The 15355-nt window shown below is 58.2% G+C and carries 13 protein-coding genes and 2 pseudogenes; 13 read left to right on the top strand and 2 right to left on the bottom strand.

The genetic code is table 11. From position 1 onward, the window contains the following. Window positions 1-261, bottom strand: a pseudogene (locus EI171_RS38980) (transposase); the annotation flags it as partial. On the opposite strand from EI171_RS38980, the gene EI171_RS46045 reads away from it, so the two are divergent. The 9 genes from EI171_RS46045 to EI171_RS38935 all read left to right on the top strand — a co-directional run bounded on the left by EI171_RS46045 (window position 225) and on the right by EI171_RS38935 (window position 11574). Beyond that, entirely contained in the window at window positions 225-827 is a 603-nt protein-coding gene (locus EI171_RS46045) for an IS5 family transposase (RefSeq protein ID WP_246740367.1), read from the top strand. The pseudogene EI171_RS38980 and the gene EI171_RS46045 sit on opposite strands and share 37 nt — an antisense overlap. Window positions 828-1967: 1140 nt before the next feature. Further along, complete coding sequence (locus EI171_RS38970; protein WP_161536430.1) at window positions 1968-4379, top strand: 2-aminoethylphosphonate--pyruvate transaminase; 2412 nt, start codon at window positions 1968-1970, stop codon at window positions 4377-4379. 31 nt (window positions 4380-4410) lie between these two features. Beyond that, a complete protein-coding gene (rtxC, locus tag EI171_RS38965) occupies window positions 4411-5469 on the top strand; it encodes a dhydrorhizobitoxine desaturase (protein WP_097669827.1) in 1059 nt (352 codons plus the stop codon). 29 nt (window positions 5470-5498) lie between these two features. Beyond that, entirely contained in the window at window positions 5499-6284 is a 786-nt protein-coding gene (locus EI171_RS38960) for a gamma-glutamyl-gamma-aminobutyrate hydrolase family protein (protein WP_246740366.1), read from the top strand. A 129-nt stretch (window positions 6285-6413) separates the two neighbouring features. Next, on the top strand, window positions 6414-7316 hold the full coding sequence (locus tag EI171_RS38955) for a DMT family transporter (protein ID WP_097669825.1): 903 nt from the start codon (window positions 6414-6416) through the stop codon (window positions 7314-7316). Beyond that, entirely contained in the window at window positions 7313-8593 is a 1281-nt protein-coding gene (locus tag EI171_RS38950; protein ID WP_161536428.1) for an ATP-grasp domain-containing protein, read from the top strand. The genes EI171_RS38955 and EI171_RS38950 overlap by 4 nt, the downstream gene beginning before the upstream one ends. Then, window positions 8593-9930 (top strand): glutamine synthetase family protein, encoded by a 1338-nt coding sequence (locus EI171_RS38945; protein WP_161536427.1) that lies wholly within the window; start codon window positions 8593-8595, stop codon window positions 9928-9930. Before EI171_RS38950 ends, EI171_RS38945 begins: the two co-directional genes overlap by 1 nt. A 129-nt stretch (window positions 9931-10059) precedes the next feature. Further along, the gene (locus EI171_RS38940; RefSeq protein WP_161536426.1) at window positions 10060-10242 is read left to right on the top strand and encodes a hypothetical protein; all 183 of its coding nucleotides are present in this window, start codon (window positions 10060-10062) and stop codon (window positions 10240-10242) included. A 63-nt stretch (window positions 10243-10305) separates the two neighbouring features. After that, entirely contained in the window at window positions 10306-11574 is a 1269-nt protein-coding gene (locus EI171_RS38935) for an IS256 family transposase (protein ID WP_038952271.1), read from the top strand. 68 nt (window positions 11575-11642) lie between these two features. On the opposite strand, the gene EI171_RS38930 is transcribed toward EI171_RS38935, so the two are convergent. Further along, window positions 11643-12272 (bottom strand): hypothetical protein, encoded by a 630-nt coding sequence (locus EI171_RS38930; RefSeq protein WP_246740365.1) that lies wholly within the window; start codon window positions 12270-12272, stop codon window positions 11643-11645. 286 nt (window positions 12273-12558) lie between these two features. Between EI171_RS38930 and EI171_RS38925 the strand changes: the two genes are divergently transcribed. The 4 genes and pseudogenes from EI171_RS38925 (at window position 12559) to EI171_RS38910 (ending at window position 15154) form a co-directional block, all read left to right on the top strand. Beyond that, window positions 12559-12894: a helix-turn-helix transcriptional regulator gene (locus tag EI171_RS38925; RefSeq protein WP_161536425.1), complete on the top strand. Its 336-nt coding sequence runs from the start codon at window positions 12559-12561 to the stop codon at window positions 12892-12894. Beyond that, the gene (locus EI171_RS38920) at window positions 12881-14164 is read left to right on the top strand and encodes a type II toxin-antitoxin system HipA family toxin (RefSeq protein WP_161536424.1); all 1284 of its coding nucleotides are present in this window, start codon (window positions 12881-12883) and stop codon (window positions 14162-14164) included. The genes EI171_RS38925 and EI171_RS38920 overlap by 14 nt, the downstream gene beginning before the upstream one ends. A gap of 13 nt (window positions 14165-14177) precedes the next feature. After that, window positions 14178-14810 (top strand): annotated as a pseudogene (locus tag EI171_RS38915) (transposase); the annotation flags it as partial. Next, the gene (locus tag EI171_RS38910) at window positions 14810-15154 is read left to right on the top strand and encodes a hypothetical protein (RefSeq protein WP_161533216.1); all 345 of its coding nucleotides are present in this window, start codon (window positions 14810-14812) and stop codon (window positions 15152-15154) included. The pseudogene EI171_RS38915 and the gene EI171_RS38910, both read left to right, overlap by 1 nt. Window positions 15155-15355 lie beyond the last annotated feature (201 nt).

Raw genomic sequence — 15355 nt, 5'->3', positions numbered from 1 at the left:
ATCGTTCTCAAGCGTCAGCTCCCCGATCTTGGCGTGCAGCGTTTTCACGTCTACCGCGGACTCGCTCGTTCTGTTGCCACCGCCAGGACCAAACACCTCGGCCGCCGCCTCCTGAAGCTGGGACTTCCACTGCGTGATCTGGTTCGGGTGCACGTCGAAATGCTCAGCCAGCTGGGCCAGCGTCATCTCGCCCTTGATCGCCGCTAACGCCACCTTGGCCTTGAATGCCGGTGCGTGTTGCCGGCGGGCTCGTCTGCTCATCGTCTCTCCTGATTCGCGGGACAATCTTGTCCGCCGTCAGGCAGAAACTCCACTTACCGCCCTGTCCAGATTTCCGGAGCCAGCTCTATGGTCGATGCTACCATCGTCAAAGTCCACCGCCACGGACAGGGCGCAAAAGGGGGACGCAAAACCAGGCCATCGGCCGCTCGAAAGGTGGAATGACCACCAAAATCCTGGCACTGACCGACGCGCTCGGCAATCTCGTGCGCTTCGTGCTGCTGCCTGGGCAGCGCTTTGACACGGTCGGTGTCCCGCCGCTGATCGAAGGGCTGGCCTTCGATGCGCTGATTGCAGACAAGGCGTTCGACAGTAACGCAATCATCGCCGACCTCGACGCACGCGGCGCCAAGGTTGTCATCTCCCAGCACCCGCGGCGCGCAAATCCTCTCGCCATCGACAAGGAAATGTACAAATGGCGGCACCTGATCGAAAACCTCTTCTGCAAGCTCAAGGAATTCAAGCGGATCGCCATGCGAGCCGACAAAACTGACCTCAGCTTCGAAGCAATGATCAATCTCACCGCCGCCGTGACAAATTCAAGATGAATCCAAACAGACCCTAGCCAAAGCAGGACGACATGTTCTGCTTCACGGCGACTCGCCGAAAGGTATGGAACTGATCGTTGCTAAAGGGTCAGCAATCGCAAGGTCGCTCAGATTGCCTTCGAGCCGGACTCGACCAAGGCCGCTCCATTCAAGCGCAACGACGTGATGCCGGCAGTCATGTGCGACGAGGGCGTACACTTTCCAGGCATGAGCCTCCAGGCGGATCTCGCCGGCACGGCGGAGAAGCTCGGTACCTCCATCTGGGGGTATGGCGAGGATCGTACGTGAACGGGAAGATTGGGCCATCACTTACCTGCAGATATCGCGCTCGCAGGCGGAATGCCGACGGTCCTGATATCGAACTATCAAATTCTTCTAGCTCGCTGTGAATCTCCGCACTCTGCCGCCCACGTCGGCTTGTCGCCGCCAGATGGGAGGACGTGTCAGGAAAAATTCACGCAAGAAAATCCTGGAGAGGGTTGAAACGCCCCTAACGTCAAGTTGTACGATCTTGAAATGGACAACGGCAGTCATCAGCGTCCCAAACCCTCCAACGAGCGACGGTGTGCGAATGCATCAAGTCTCAAGCCCACGCATCAGACTCCCGCTGCCAACGACGATTATCAAGTGTGCCATGCCTTGATCTGCATCCGGGCGCGATGATTTGCATCGATTTCCAAACGTCAAGTTTGCCTGAATGGCGCAGGTTCACACGTAAGTCGGTCGGCCGACCTGCCGCTTCGCAAGAAGGCGACCACGCTAAAACCTGCGCATGCGTGATGGCTGGGTGAGAGCGCGCGTCGGCGCCAATTGCGTTCGAGGGCGCGGTCGCAAAGCCAATTTCTAGGAAGTCTGAATGGCATCGGTGAGGAGCTTTGAAGATCGCTCTGCATCTGCGATGAGATATGGAGGTTGTCATCCGGCAGGCTTTTCGGACGCCGACCAGAAACGCGCCCGCGATCTATGACGTTCCTAAGCTGTTGACCGAGGAAGTCGACGCTCGCCACAGGGGCTCCCCTGGTGGGGTGGGCGTACTTCAGATCCATTGACGAATACAACTTGAGGAGGAATGGTTTGACAAGACAGCGCTCTTTGCTGACGCCTGGTCCATTGTCGTTATCGCTGGCGGTCAGGAGCCAGATGCAGCTTGATCTCGCATCGCGCGATTGCGAGTTCAAGGAAGTGACCGCCTGCATGAGGCGGCTGATGCTCAACTTGCTGGGAAATGCTGGCGACCATTCGGTGGTGCCTATTCAGGGAGGCGGCTCCTTTGCAATGGAAGCCGCTCTCTCTTCATTTGTGTCCCGAGCCCACAGGCCGCTCGTTTGCATAAACGGCATCTATGGCGAGCGCATTTTAGAAATTTTGCGGCTGTGGGGCGTCGAAGCACTGAAGCTTGTCAAGCGAGCGACCGATCCTTTGGATCCTCAAGAAATTGGCGAGCATCTGAGCCGAAACCCTGGCGTTACGCACCTGTGTCTCGTGCACTGTGAGACGACCACCGGGATCGTCAATCCGCTGGACGCGATCGTGGAGGAGGCGAGGCGACGTGGCGTAAAGACCATCATCGATGGGATGAGTTCTTTCGGCGCCCTTAATATCGACCTGAGCCAGCGTGGACCTGACGTCCTGGTTACGTCGAGCAACAAGTGCATAGAAGGGCCGCCGGGAGTAGCGTTTGTCATCGCGTCTCGCGAGCTGCTGGAGAATGCGGTTCAAGAACCGAGGTCGTTTGTGCTCGACGTGAGAGATCAATGGCTCTCACTCGAGCGCACCGGCGAGTGGCGATCGACCCCTCCCACCCACGTCGTTCAGGCAACGACAAAGGCCTTGAAGATTCTGCACGAGGAGGGCATTGATGCCAGGCGCTGCAGATACGAGAAGGTCAGGGACGATCTCGTCAAAGAACTCGAAGGAGTAGTGTCTCCGCTGCTGTCCGCGGACTTGCAGTCGCCGGTCTGCGTCGCGTTCAGTGCGCCGTCCGGAATCGTGGACCAGGCAGGATTCGATGGGCTGTATCGCCACTTGGCGGCCCACAACCTTTACATCTACTCGAAGCTGCATCTTGCGACGCGGAGTTTTCGAGTCGGTTGCATCGGGGAAATCCAATCCAGCTGGATCGAGCAGTTGGGGTGCGCTTTTCGTACATATTTCCGGTCCGGTCAGGCTCGGTCAGCGGGCCCGATATCGGGCCAAGAGACATGCGGGGCTCGCGTAAAGATGCCGGCTCGAGCGGCTGCGGACCCGCAGCTGTCGTTCTCTGCCGAGACTGCTGTTTTGCATGCGGGCTATCGAAGCGACCCGGTGACGAAAGCCGTCGCAGTGCCGATTTACCAGAATACGGCTTATGAACTCGATGGCGATCTAAACCACATTGCTGACGTCTACAACGTTAAGGCTGATGGGTTCACCTATACGAGGATCATCAATCCGACGACCCGCGCGCTGGAAAGACGCTACGCCGCCGTCGATATGGGAAGCGACTCGCTCGCCGTTGCGTCAGGTCAAGCGGCGACGTTCCTTGCTATTGTCAACCTGTCAAGTGGCGATGTGGGGGACAATGTCGTCGCCTCTCCGTATCTATATGGCAATACCTGGAACCTGCTCCACAACACATTAAAGCGTCTTGGGATCAGCGTGAGGACGGCAGATCCTCGAAGGCCCGAGACGTTCGAACGTGCCATTGATGATCGCACGATATGCCTGTTCGGAGAGGTGATTTCGAATCCCTGTCTGATTCCGCTCCCCGTCAAACAGCTGGTGGAGATCGGCCGAAAGTACGGCGTGCCTTTGGTCGTGGACAATACGACGACGCCACTGGTATGCCGGCCATCAGATCTTGGCGCTGCGATTACGACGTACTCCGCAACGAAATATATATCCGGCCATGGCACGACGCTCGGCGGACTGATCGTTGACAACGGCGAGTTTAGCTACCGGGGAGCCTCTCGCTTTCCCTTGTTCAACCGTCCCGACGATGCGCATGGCGGAATTGTCTGGCATAACGCGGTGCGCGATGTCGACGATCTTGGAAAGAGCGAGTTTCTCCTCAAGGCTCGCATGACCTGGTTGCGCGATACCGGCGCGGCGATCGCCCCGTTTGCGAGCTTTCAACTGATCCAAGGGCTTGAAACGCTGCCCCTTCGCATGAAGCAGCACTGCGCGAATGCCAGGATCGTGGCCGACGTTCTCAAGGAGCATCCTAAAGTGCGCCGTGTCTTCTACCCGGGGCTCTTTGAAGGCGCCGATCGGGAAACCGTCGACCAGACACTCAATGCCGCATACGGGCACGGGGCGATGGTCATGTTCGAAGTGGAGGATGAACAGGCTGGGCGCAAGTTCATCCAGAACGTCGACTTGATGTATCACGTTTCGAATGTAGGGGATGCCCGCACGCTCGTGACCCATCCTGTCTCGACGACCCACACCACCGTCCCGCGGGAAAAGCGCGAAGCCGCCGGCATATTTGGCGGCTCGATCCGACTTTGCGTCGGCATAGAAGATGTCAGCGACATCGTACGCGATCTGGACAAGGCGCTTTCCGCAATCTGACAACCCGCAAGGCGATCAGGAAGAGGTTCTCATGAATCAGGCAGAGGCTTGGAAATTGAGGTCATCACGCTATGAGGCCGTTCAATTCAGCCGAGAGATCAATAGGCAGCTCTCCGAGTTGAGGCCCGACAACATAACGGGAGCCGCTTATATTGCTAAAGATTACGCTGTGATCACAGCGTGCACGCTCGCGACTGTGTCCGTCTCATGGTGGCTCTACCCGCTGGCCGTTCTTCTGATTGGTGCCTATCAGCGCGGATTGACAACCATCGCTCATGATGCGGCTCACCGCACGCTCGCAAAGAACACGACCTGGAATTATGTGCTCGGCATTCTGTTCGCGGCCTATCCCTTGTTCCAGCGCCACTGGGCCTACCGGATCTCGCACGTCTATTTGCATCATCCCTATCTCGGCGACCCGGACAAGGATCCCGACCTGAAGTTCTTCCTGGCCAGCGGCGTTTACGACGTGCAGTCTCCGGAGCGGTACGCTTTCAACATCATCTGGAAGCCGATCTTCGGCGGCGCAACAGTGACGTATCTGAAATATCTTTGGACGAATCGGTTTTCGATCACAAATGCCGAGGATCAGAGCCGCTCAGCCATACTTGTCGACAAGTATGGCTTCTATCTCTTCTGGATCAGCATCCTGGCCGGGTCATATGCTCTTGGGCTGCTCCATATCGTCGTCCTGTTTTGGATCGTGCCCTATCTTACCACGTTTCAGGTCCTCGGCTGGTTTATCGAGCTCGCTGAGCACTCACCTATGTGCGAAACCGAGACGCAAAACGTCTATCTCACCAGGAATCGGAAAGGAAGTTTCCTCGAGCGGGCCATCCTTGGACAGAATCTGGATGAATACCATCTTGAGCATCACCTTTCGCCGGGTATCCCGTTTTGGCTGTTGCGCAAAGCTCAGAAAATCCGAATGCAGGATCCGAACTACGCGAAGGTTGCCGCTACCTGGGGCGGGCTCTTTGTCAAGGGACCTCAAGGTCAACCTAGCGTCATAGCTCAGTTGAAAGAGCGAAATCGACGGTTGTATGAGCAGTCCGTTGCCGACGTTCGCACGCGAGGGCAGGGGGCGTGACGTTGCTTCGGCCAGAGCGCGCCCGAGCCGTGGTCGGCGTCACCTCGAACCGTCTTTTGGTCGATGGTGTGCATCGCGACTGGTTGCGGCGCAAGTACGTGCAGGCACTCCATCGGCATGCGGGAGTGGCTTGCGTCATATTGCCGACGGTCGACGCCGAAGACGCGCGGGAGGAGATCGCCCCGGCGATCATGCGCCGGCTCGACGGCCTGGTGTTGACTGGTGATGAATCGAACATCGACCCCGCCGTCCTGAGAGCGCCTGCGTCCTTGACGGAGGCTGATCCGCAGGACGTTGAGGTTGGGATCCTTGACCGCCCGCGGGACAGGCTCTCTGCCGTAACCATAGAGAGCGCCATCGCGCTCGGAATGCCTATTCTGGGCATCTGCCGTGGGCTTCAGGAACTCAACGTCTATTTCGGCGGCACACTCCGCCCATCGCTTGCGGAGTGGAGGCCGGAAAGTGGCGCGATGCATGCCGAGAAGTCAGATCGTCCTAGAGACCGTCAGTACGACGCCGCGCACAGCGTCAGCATATGTTCCGATGGCGCGCTCTTTCCAGTCGCGCGGGCGATCGAAGCGCAAGTCAACTCGCTGCACAATCAAGGCATCGAGGCGCTTGCCCCGGCGCTGAGGCGGGAGGCGTGGGCGCCTGACGGTCTGGTCGAGGCGGCCTCGGTCATTGGCGCGCCGACGCTGCAAACCGGTGTGCAATGGCACCCCGAATGGCACGTCTCAACCGATCTCCTCAGCAAGCAACTGTTCAAGGCATTTGGAGAGGCGTGTGTTGGGTACTGCCGAACTAAGAAGCACTAGAGGCGGATTGTGACATTTCAAACCAAACGTGGTCCGTGCAGGTCGAAACGAGAATCCGTCGGAGCCGATGTACGCGTCTGGTCCTGCGAGGGCCGTGCGCCGCCGCGCGGGCACAGGAAGAGTGCGCGATTGACGAATCGCTTCGCTCTAGGAGTTTTCTTTGTGGCGCTTTATGTCGTCGTGAGCGCGGCAGGCGAGGTTTATGCGGCATCGTATTTTCAGCAAGCAGATGTGTTCGTCGCGCTCCTGCTGTCCTTCGCTGTGATTTGTCTGACGTTCAATCTCCTGGCTCACCACGAGGGAGGCGAAGCAAGGGTGGCGAAATGGTCGCTCCTGATCTTCGTCGCGCTCAATGCCGTGACAGCGATCAGCTGGATCGGCCTGTTTATCGGCCTGAAATACGCTGAACCTGCGATCGTCGTCGCCTTTATGGTGGCGTTGGGGCCCACTGCAACAGTGTGGTTAAACGCACTGATCAGGCGCCAGGGCGCCCCTCCAGCATCCGATATTGTCGTGAGCGTTACGATCGCGACGATCGGGAGCTACATGATTTGGATCTCGGCCAGCGGCAACGCGGGCGTGGAGTGGGGGGCTCGATCGTCCTTTGGCATCGTCTTGGCCATCGTGGCCGGCCTATCGCTGGCCGTTACAAATATACTTGTTAAACTGCTGTTCGACCGTGGCTTTTCTGGCCGACAAGTGCTGGCGCATCGCTTTTATGGAACGATTCTCTTGCTGCTGGGACTGGTCGACCATTCATCTATGGTGATCGAGATCTCGCAGCATTGGTTTGCGATCGCAACAACTGGGCTGTCGACGATCATTGTTCCTTTGCTCTTGATCCAGCAGGGCATTCGCCGCCTAGAGCCCTTCACCGTCAACATGGTCCTGTCCACCGCCCCTATCATCACCTTCCTGTTCCAGTACTTCGATTCTCGCATCGTGCCTTCGTCACATACGTTCGTTGGAAATGTTCTCATTACGGCTGTCTCTGTCGGCAGCATCTACTTGCAGTATCGGAGATCCGCATGAAAGAACGGAACTGTGTAATCGTAGACGCATACTCTAGCGGCCGCTACCTACCGGAAGAATTCAAGCGCTATGGAATTGGAACGGTGCATGCGATGTCGGCTGCACAGATTCCACCCATATTCCAATCGCATTTCAATGCGGATCTGTATGATGAAGTCATTCGCCCCAGCGAGCACATGGGGTATGACGACATCGTTGAATATCATCTTCAGGCTCTCCATGGTAGGGAATTGGAGTTCGTTATCGCGGGCTGCGAGACCGGAGTTGAGCTCGCCGATTCTTTGTCGGAGCGGCTGGGCTTACCTTCGAATGGCACCGCGCTATCGGCTGCTCGGCGTGACAAAGCGCGGTTGTCTTGCGCGCTGACCTCTGCAGGCGTGCGATCGATCAGACAAGTCGTGTCCGACAGTGCTGTAGAGTTCGCAAGTTGGAAGCATGAAGCGAAGTTCGACGAGATCGTGATCAAGCCTCTGAACAGTACTGGTACCGAGGATGTATTCTTTTGCTCGACAGATGCTGATATTCAGCGGGCTCTAAGCGCAATTGTCGGGAAGACGAACCGTGTCGGAGCGTTGAATCGCTTTGCCCTTGGGCAGGAAAAAATAAACGGCCAGCAATACACCGTAAATGCCGTCTCGATCGACGGGGAAGCCTTCGTTACGGAGGCCTGGACCTATGACACCGTTCCTATTCAGGGGGCATCATCGGTCTGCTCACTTGAGAGGTTGTTGGGGGGCAGCGAACCAATCGTTCAGGAGCTGTCCGACTACTTGGTGCGTGCGTTGCAGGCGCTTCAGATCGTCGACGGACCAGCTCATGCTGAGATCATTGTCGATCGTCGGGGGCCGGTTCTGGTGGACTTCGGAGCGAGGCTTCAAGGGACCATGTCGGCAAAAGCACGAACCATGGCGTTGGGGCACAACCATATGACGCTGACGGCCTGGCGCTACGCAGATCCCAAGAGCTTTGGTGAGTACATGAGGCTGCGCGGGCCATACAAGCGGCAAGCTCACGCACTATGCGTCTCGCTGATCTCCGATATGGGCGGTGTCGTTGTCGGTTACCCGGGACTCGAAGCTATCCGCAAGCTCCCGAGCTTCGCGGATGCCATTGCATTCGTTCCGATTGGTCAAGAGCTGGTTCCGACGATCGACTTGGCGTCGACACCAGGCATCGTTTATCTCGTGAATAGCGACTTGACGCAGCTTGAGGATGACTATGACAAGTTGCGAGCAATGCGGATGGATCAGGTGTTCGATTTAGTGGATCGCGACTAATGCCAACTAATGCCAGGTTGACCGGGGCGAATCCAGCCCGCGCGGCGATGATCGGCGTAAGCGACTTCGATGGCGTCCTGCGAGGCAAACACGTCTTAGGTGAAGATCTGTCGGATGGCGATAAAGTTATCAAGTTCTCTGAAGCGGTGCTGGCGTGGGATTGCTCGGACCGGGTCATTCCGGCCAGTTTCACGCAAAAGCCGCTATCAGCGTTCGGAGATGCTGATCTGCGTATTCTGTCAGGCACCGGCCGTTCAGTGTCTTATGTCGGCGATCAATATCTCTACCTGGCCGAGTTCACGGGCGCACATGAGAACATCTGCCCGCGCGGTATTCTGCGTAAGGTCCTGAGAAGGGCCGCTGACCACGGATACGGCTGCGCTGCCGGGTTCGAGTTTGAATTTATGCTGTTCAAGGAGAACGCCGACACAATTGAAGATAAGCCGTTCGGCGAATGGGCTCCTTTAACACGGGGCCCGTTCGGCTACTCGATTGCGCGCTCTGTCGCGCAACATGAGCTGTTCGATGAGATCTTGGCGCTTTGTGAGAAGGCTAGAATACCTCTCAGCGGACTGCACTTTGAAACGGGGCCTGGCGTGGTCGAAGCGTCACTTCGTCATTGTGATGCGCTGGAAGCTGCCGATCGAGCAACCATATTCAAGTCGATGATAAAAGCCTGGGCGCAAACGCGAGGCATGATGGCTACATTCATGGCCAAGGTTTCCGAGAAATGGCCTGGCCAGTCCGGCCATATTCACATCTCGATGTCCGCGGATGGTCAGAATGCGTTTTACGACAGCGATGCGTTCGGCAACGTCTCGAAGCTTATGAGGCAATTCATCGCCGGACAACTGGAATACATGAATGATTTCTGTGTGCTCGCAGCGCCGAACTTCAATAGCTACAAGAGATTGGTACCCGGCTGCTGGGCACCAATCTGTCCAAGCTGGGGAGTTGACAACCGCTCCTGCGCGGTTCGTGCGATTCCGGGAGATTCGTCGGCCCATCGCCTGGAGTATAGGCTGGCTGGCGCAGACGCGAACCCATATCTCGCGCTCGCATGTGCCATTGGTTCCGGAATACTGGGCGTCGAGACGGATGTGGCACTACCGGCTTCGATCGTCGGTGATGCAGGCGTGGAGATGTGTCGTCCGTCCGCGAGACTGCCCCAAAGCCTATCAGAGGCAACATCACGGTTTGCACAGTCTCCAGCGGCCAATGATGTCTTCGGAGAAAGGTTTGTTGAAGCCTTTTCTTGCTCCCGCCGTTGGGAATGGGAAGCCGTTCAACATCGGGTCACCGACTTCGAACGTCGGAGGTACTTCGAGATCATTTAGCTTGAGCTCCTCGACAGTCTGCACCTCAGTCCTGTAAATGGCGCCGGAGAGCTGGTGCGACTATCCGTGCTGCCGATGTTAGACTTCAAGCAAATGTGGGTCACTCGTTAACTGTGCGGACCTTGGCGATTGCTCGAAGATGCGGCGCTGAGCAGGACGCTCTTCACCAATTGGCAACTGGCGTCGGTTCCAGGATTCCTGATTGCTGACGATATCGAGCGAGCCATAGCCGCTTGCGACGGCGAAATCCGTTTCCACACGCATCGGCGCTGTTTGGGGAGCTATGGCGGAATCTGGGTGATGACGGTGTGAGGAAGGCGGCGTATCGAGGCGGGTGACGAGCCTGCCAGAACCTCTCGAGGAGAGCGATACGCCATGACCGAGACTACCAATGTTCTTGCTTTCCGTCAGCCGTCCGCGGTTGATGATCCACTGACCGATATCGTTCGTGCCGGCGCGCGGGACCTGCTTGCCAGGGCGATCGAGATCGAGGTTGGCGCGTTTCTGGCCAGCACGGCCAATCTGACGCTGCCCGACGGTCGAGCGCGCCTGGTCCGACATGGGCACGGTCCGGTGCGCGAGATTGCGACCGGCATCGGTCCGGTGGAGGTCGCTCGTCCCAAGGTCCGCGACCGCGGAGCGAGCGGGCCAGGCGACCGCCTCCGCTTCAGTTCGGCAATCCTGCCGCTATGGGCGCGGCGGACGAAGAGCCTGGATGCCTTGATCCCGGTCCTCTATTTGCGCGGCATCTCGACCGGCGACTTCCAGGAGGCGCTCTCGGCGCTGCTCGGCAAGGATGCGCCGAACCTGTCGCCTTCGGTGATCGCCGGCCTGAAGGCCGATTGGCAGGTCGAGTACGAACGCTGGCAGAGACGCGATCTGTCGGCGCGTCGCTATGTCTACATCTGGGCCGATGGCGTGTACCTGCAGGCCCGCATGGAAGATCACAGCGAATGCATGCTGGTGCTGATTGGCACCACGCCGGAAGGCAAGAAGGAGCTGATCGGCTTCCAGGTCGGCGTGCGCGAGAGCGCGCAGAGCTGGCGCGAACTCCTGATCGACCTGCGGCAACGCGGGTTACGGATTGCCCCGCAACTCGCCATCGGCGACGGCGCCCTCGGCTTCTGGAAGGCACTGGACGAGGCCTTTCCCGGCACGCGGCACCAACGATGCTGGTGCCATAAAGTGAGCAACGTACTCGACAAGGTCGCCAAATCCGTGCAGGGCCCCATGAAGAACGACCTGCGGAACATCTATCTGGCCCCACACCGGGCCGAAGCTGAAACCGCGATCGACGTCTTCGTCGAGAAATACCACGTCAAATACGGACGTGCGGTGGAGTGCCTGATCAAGGATCGCCATGCGCTGCTCGCCTTCTTCGACTTCCCTGCTGAGCACTGGATCCACCTACGCAGCTCGAACCCGATCGAGAGCGTCTTCGCCACGGTGCGCCACCGAACGGTGCGGACCAAGGGATCGCTGTCGCAACAAACTGCGAAGCTGATGGTGTTCAAGCTCATCGACGCCGCATCGAAGACCTGGCGGCGATTGAAGAGCACGAACCAGTTGCCGAAAGTCATCGCCGGTGTAAAGTTCATCGACGGAATCGAAGTCATTCCGAACACTGAAAGCCACGCCGCCTGATCAGGCCGCGTCACCCAAAATCAGCCATAGCTCCTGTTTGGGACGTACACATCCGGTCAAGCTTTCAATTACTCACAATTTCTGCCCAACGACGGCGCCCAACCCGATGTCAGTAAGGCGTGACAGTCCGCGCCACATAACCGTATTGCCGGGCGGGGGATCATTGGAGCGCGCGAGGTACCGCCGAGTCGTGCGATCTTGGTCAGGTAATGAGACAGTGATTTTTGTCGGAACGACCTTTGGCCTTTATCCTTTACAAGATGATCAAGCAGGTCGATCTCGATGTCGGACAGCGCAAGGCTCGGTGGCGCATCTGGAGCCGAGCGGTTGAGCATCGTCATCCAGAAGACCCGCCAACTCAGGATGCAAAAGACCGAGATCAGATTGGCAAGCCGTTGGGCGGTCCTGAGCTTCGACTCGTCAGCTTTGCAGCCCGATTTGAGGATCTTGTGGAACACATCGATTTTCCACCTCAGCGCATACCATTCGAGCTTCTCAATGGCGTCCTTGCGTGACTGAACGAGCAGGTCGGTGATCAGTTTCCACTCGATTTTCTTTCTGTTCTTCGGTGTCCCGCGTTCTTCGGCATGGATCACCGTTAATGTCAGCGCGAAATATCGCTTCTGCTTTCCGATCGGCGGGAGGACTCGAATCTTACGATTCGGATCTCGAGAGACATGAACGTGTAAGCGCTTCATCGTCTGTCGTTTCAGGCTGGGACTTTGGTGTGCTTCCGCCCGGGTTTGCAGGTGGCGGGGGTGCCTGGAGCTGCAGCAGTTTTCGTTCACAAACCCGAGTGGCGAGATCGGCTATACGCAGTCGGTTGATTGCCGCTTCAAACTCGGGCTCCGCAAGGCAAGATGATCCATTAACGAACCATATGAGTGGATTTGGTTCACAGATGGACCAGAACTTGACATGATCCTCGAGATTGGTTTATAAATGAGCCATACTAACCACAATGGTCTATTAATGGATCGTGAGATGCCCAAGAAAACGAGACCATACTCTCGATATGCCAAGGATGCGGCTGCACTTCTGGGGCAGCTCATCCGCAAGGCCCGCATCGATCGCAAGATGACGACCGAAGAGCTCGCCGACCGGGCGGGCCTTTCCCGTGGACTCTTGCGACGTATCGAGAATGGCGATCTTGGCTGCACACTTGGCGCCGTTTTCGAAGCCGCCACCATCGCGGGCGCACCGCTGTTTGAAGCGGATGAACGCACGCTGACCAGCGCTCTCGCATCGAATTCGGCCGTGATGAGGCTATTGCCAAAAGCCGTCCATGCCCCGCGCGTGAGGCCCGATGACGACTTCTGACAAGAAGCCGGCCGAGGCCTTCGTATGGGTCTGGCTACCCGGTAAGACCACGCCGGTCGTGGCCGGCCGCTTGTTTGCCTCTGGCAATCAGTTCCTCTTCAACTACGGACAGACCTATCTCGCGCGCAACAACGCCATTGCGCTCTACGATCCGGAACTGCCGTTACGTCGTGGGGTCCTTCCCCTGACGCCGGGATTGATGATGCCTAATTGCATTCGCGACGCGGCTCCCGACGCCTGGGGACGTCGCGTAATCATCAACCGCAAATTCGGGAAGAGCAGCAAGGAGGTCGACGCTGCGGAGATCGACGAACTGACCTATCTTCTCGAATCTGGCTCCGACCGCATCGGAGCCCTCGATTTCCAGTCGTCGGCAGAAAAGTACGTGCCGCGGGAGGCTTCGGCTGCATCGCTCGAAGAACTTCAAGCCGCGACCGCGCTCGTCGAAAAGGGCCTGCCGCTGACGCAGGACCTCGATCGCGCGCTTCTGCACGGAAGCTCGATTGGCGGTGCCCGGCCCAAGACGATGATCACGTCGGACAGCAAGAAGTACATCACCAAGTTCTCTTCACAGAACGACCTCTACAATGTCGTGAAAGCCGAGTTCGTGGCAATGCGGCTGGCCACCAAAGCAGGACTTGCCGCCGCTTCCGTCGCTCTCGAGCGCGCCGCCGGCAAAGAGGTGCTGCTGATCGAGCGTTTCGATCGGCAGAAAGTCGATGACGGATGGCAGCGTCGCGTCATGGTATCAGCGCTGACCTTGCTCGGGCTCGACGAGATGATGGCGCGTTACGCAAGCTACGAAGACCTTGCGACTATTATCCGTCACCGGTTCACTTCGCCCAAGGAAACGCTCAAAGAATTGTATGGCCGGATGGTGTTCAATATCCTTTGCGGCAATACAGACGATCATGCCCGCAATCACGCGGGCTTTTGGAATGGAAAAGATCTCGCGCTGACGCCCGCCTATGATATCTGCCCGCAAGTCAGGACGGTCGGCGAGACAACCCAGGCAATGCTCATTGTCGGCGAGCAACGCACAAGCCAAATCTCCGTTTGCCTGAAGGCGGCGCCGCTCTTCCTGCTCGATACCAACGAGGCCACGGATCTCATTGCTCGACAGATCAGGGCGATCAAGACATTCTGGAATGACGTATGCGACGCCGCGTCACTTACAGAGGTCGATCGCAATTTCCTATGGGGGCGGCAGTTCCTGAACCCGTTCGCCTTCGTTGACGCTCCCGAAATACTCGCCAAACTCGTCAAATGACGTCGGGCTTGCGGCAACAATGAAGAGCGTCAAACCCAAGGACGGCTCGGGCGAGCCGCCGGCGCAAGGCGGCGGGCGCAATGCTGATGCGGACTTCCACGGCCAGAAACGCTCGAACGACACCCATGCTTCGACGACTGATCCCGATGCCAGGCTCTACCGCAAAGGTAAAGGCAAGGAGACGAAGCTGTGCTTCATCGGGCATGGGCTGATGGAGAACCGCCACGGCCTGCTGGTCGACGCCTGCCTGACGCGGGCCGACGGGCATGCCGAGCGAGTGGCCGCGCTGCACATGATTGAGCCTCGTGCCGACCGGCCGACAGCAATCACGCTTGGCGCCGACAAAGCCTACGACGCAGAGGACTTCGTCAACGAGCTGCGCTCGATGCACGTAACGCCGCATGTTGCGCAGAACACCAGCGGCCGCAGCTCTTCGATCGACGGGAGAACGACCCGGCACAGCGGCTATGCCGTCAGCCAGCGCATCCGCAAGCGCATCGAGGAGGCGTTCGGCTGGATCAAGACGGTCGCCGGTCAAGAGAAGACCAGCTTCCGTGGCCGTGATCGCGTCGCATGGGCCTTCACCTTCGCTGCCAGCGCCTACAATCTGGTGCGGCTGCCCAAGTTGATCGCGGAGACCGGCTGATGGGCAAGGTGCCCGGCTTCGCCAAGGCCTTTGTCGGACGTTGGCGCATCGTCGAGATGGACGTCTGGGACAGCGACTTCCTCGATCTTGTCGAAGAGGCGCATCTCACCTTCCAGGGCAAGTCCGATGGCGAAATCGCCTTTGGGGCTCTTAAGGGCTTCTTGGACGTGCGCTACGGCACCCGCGACGGTTCGCCCTGCGCGGAGTTCTCATGGGAAGGGCACGATGAGAATGATCCATCCTGCGGTCGCGGATGGGCTATGATTGGCACCAAGGGCAGGCTCGTCGGCCACTTCTACATCCACAACGGCGACGATTCCGCCTTCGTTTGCGAACGCGGCTGAGTTTTTCAACACCCTGCTCTCATGTTTGCTGTCAAGCGACCCGATCAAGCGGAGCCGCTTCCGGCTGAGCGCCCGGATGCTGGACTTCGAAGGTGCCCACGGTAGGAGGCAGGGCTAAAGACGACGGTTGATCAAGCTCTCATGCGCGGGTTGGCTACCGCATGACCGTGGTTTCGTCTTGGGGCTGCCTCGGTCTAGAGG

It is taken from the genome of Bradyrhizobium sp. LCT2 (assembly GCF_009931255.1).
GTDB lineage: Bacteria > Pseudomonadota > Alphaproteobacteria > Rhizobiales > Xanthobacteraceae > Bradyrhizobium > Bradyrhizobium diazoefficiens.
The sequence above is the reverse complement of the archived record's forward strand: the minus strand, read 5'-3'. Positions and strand labels throughout refer to the sequence as shown.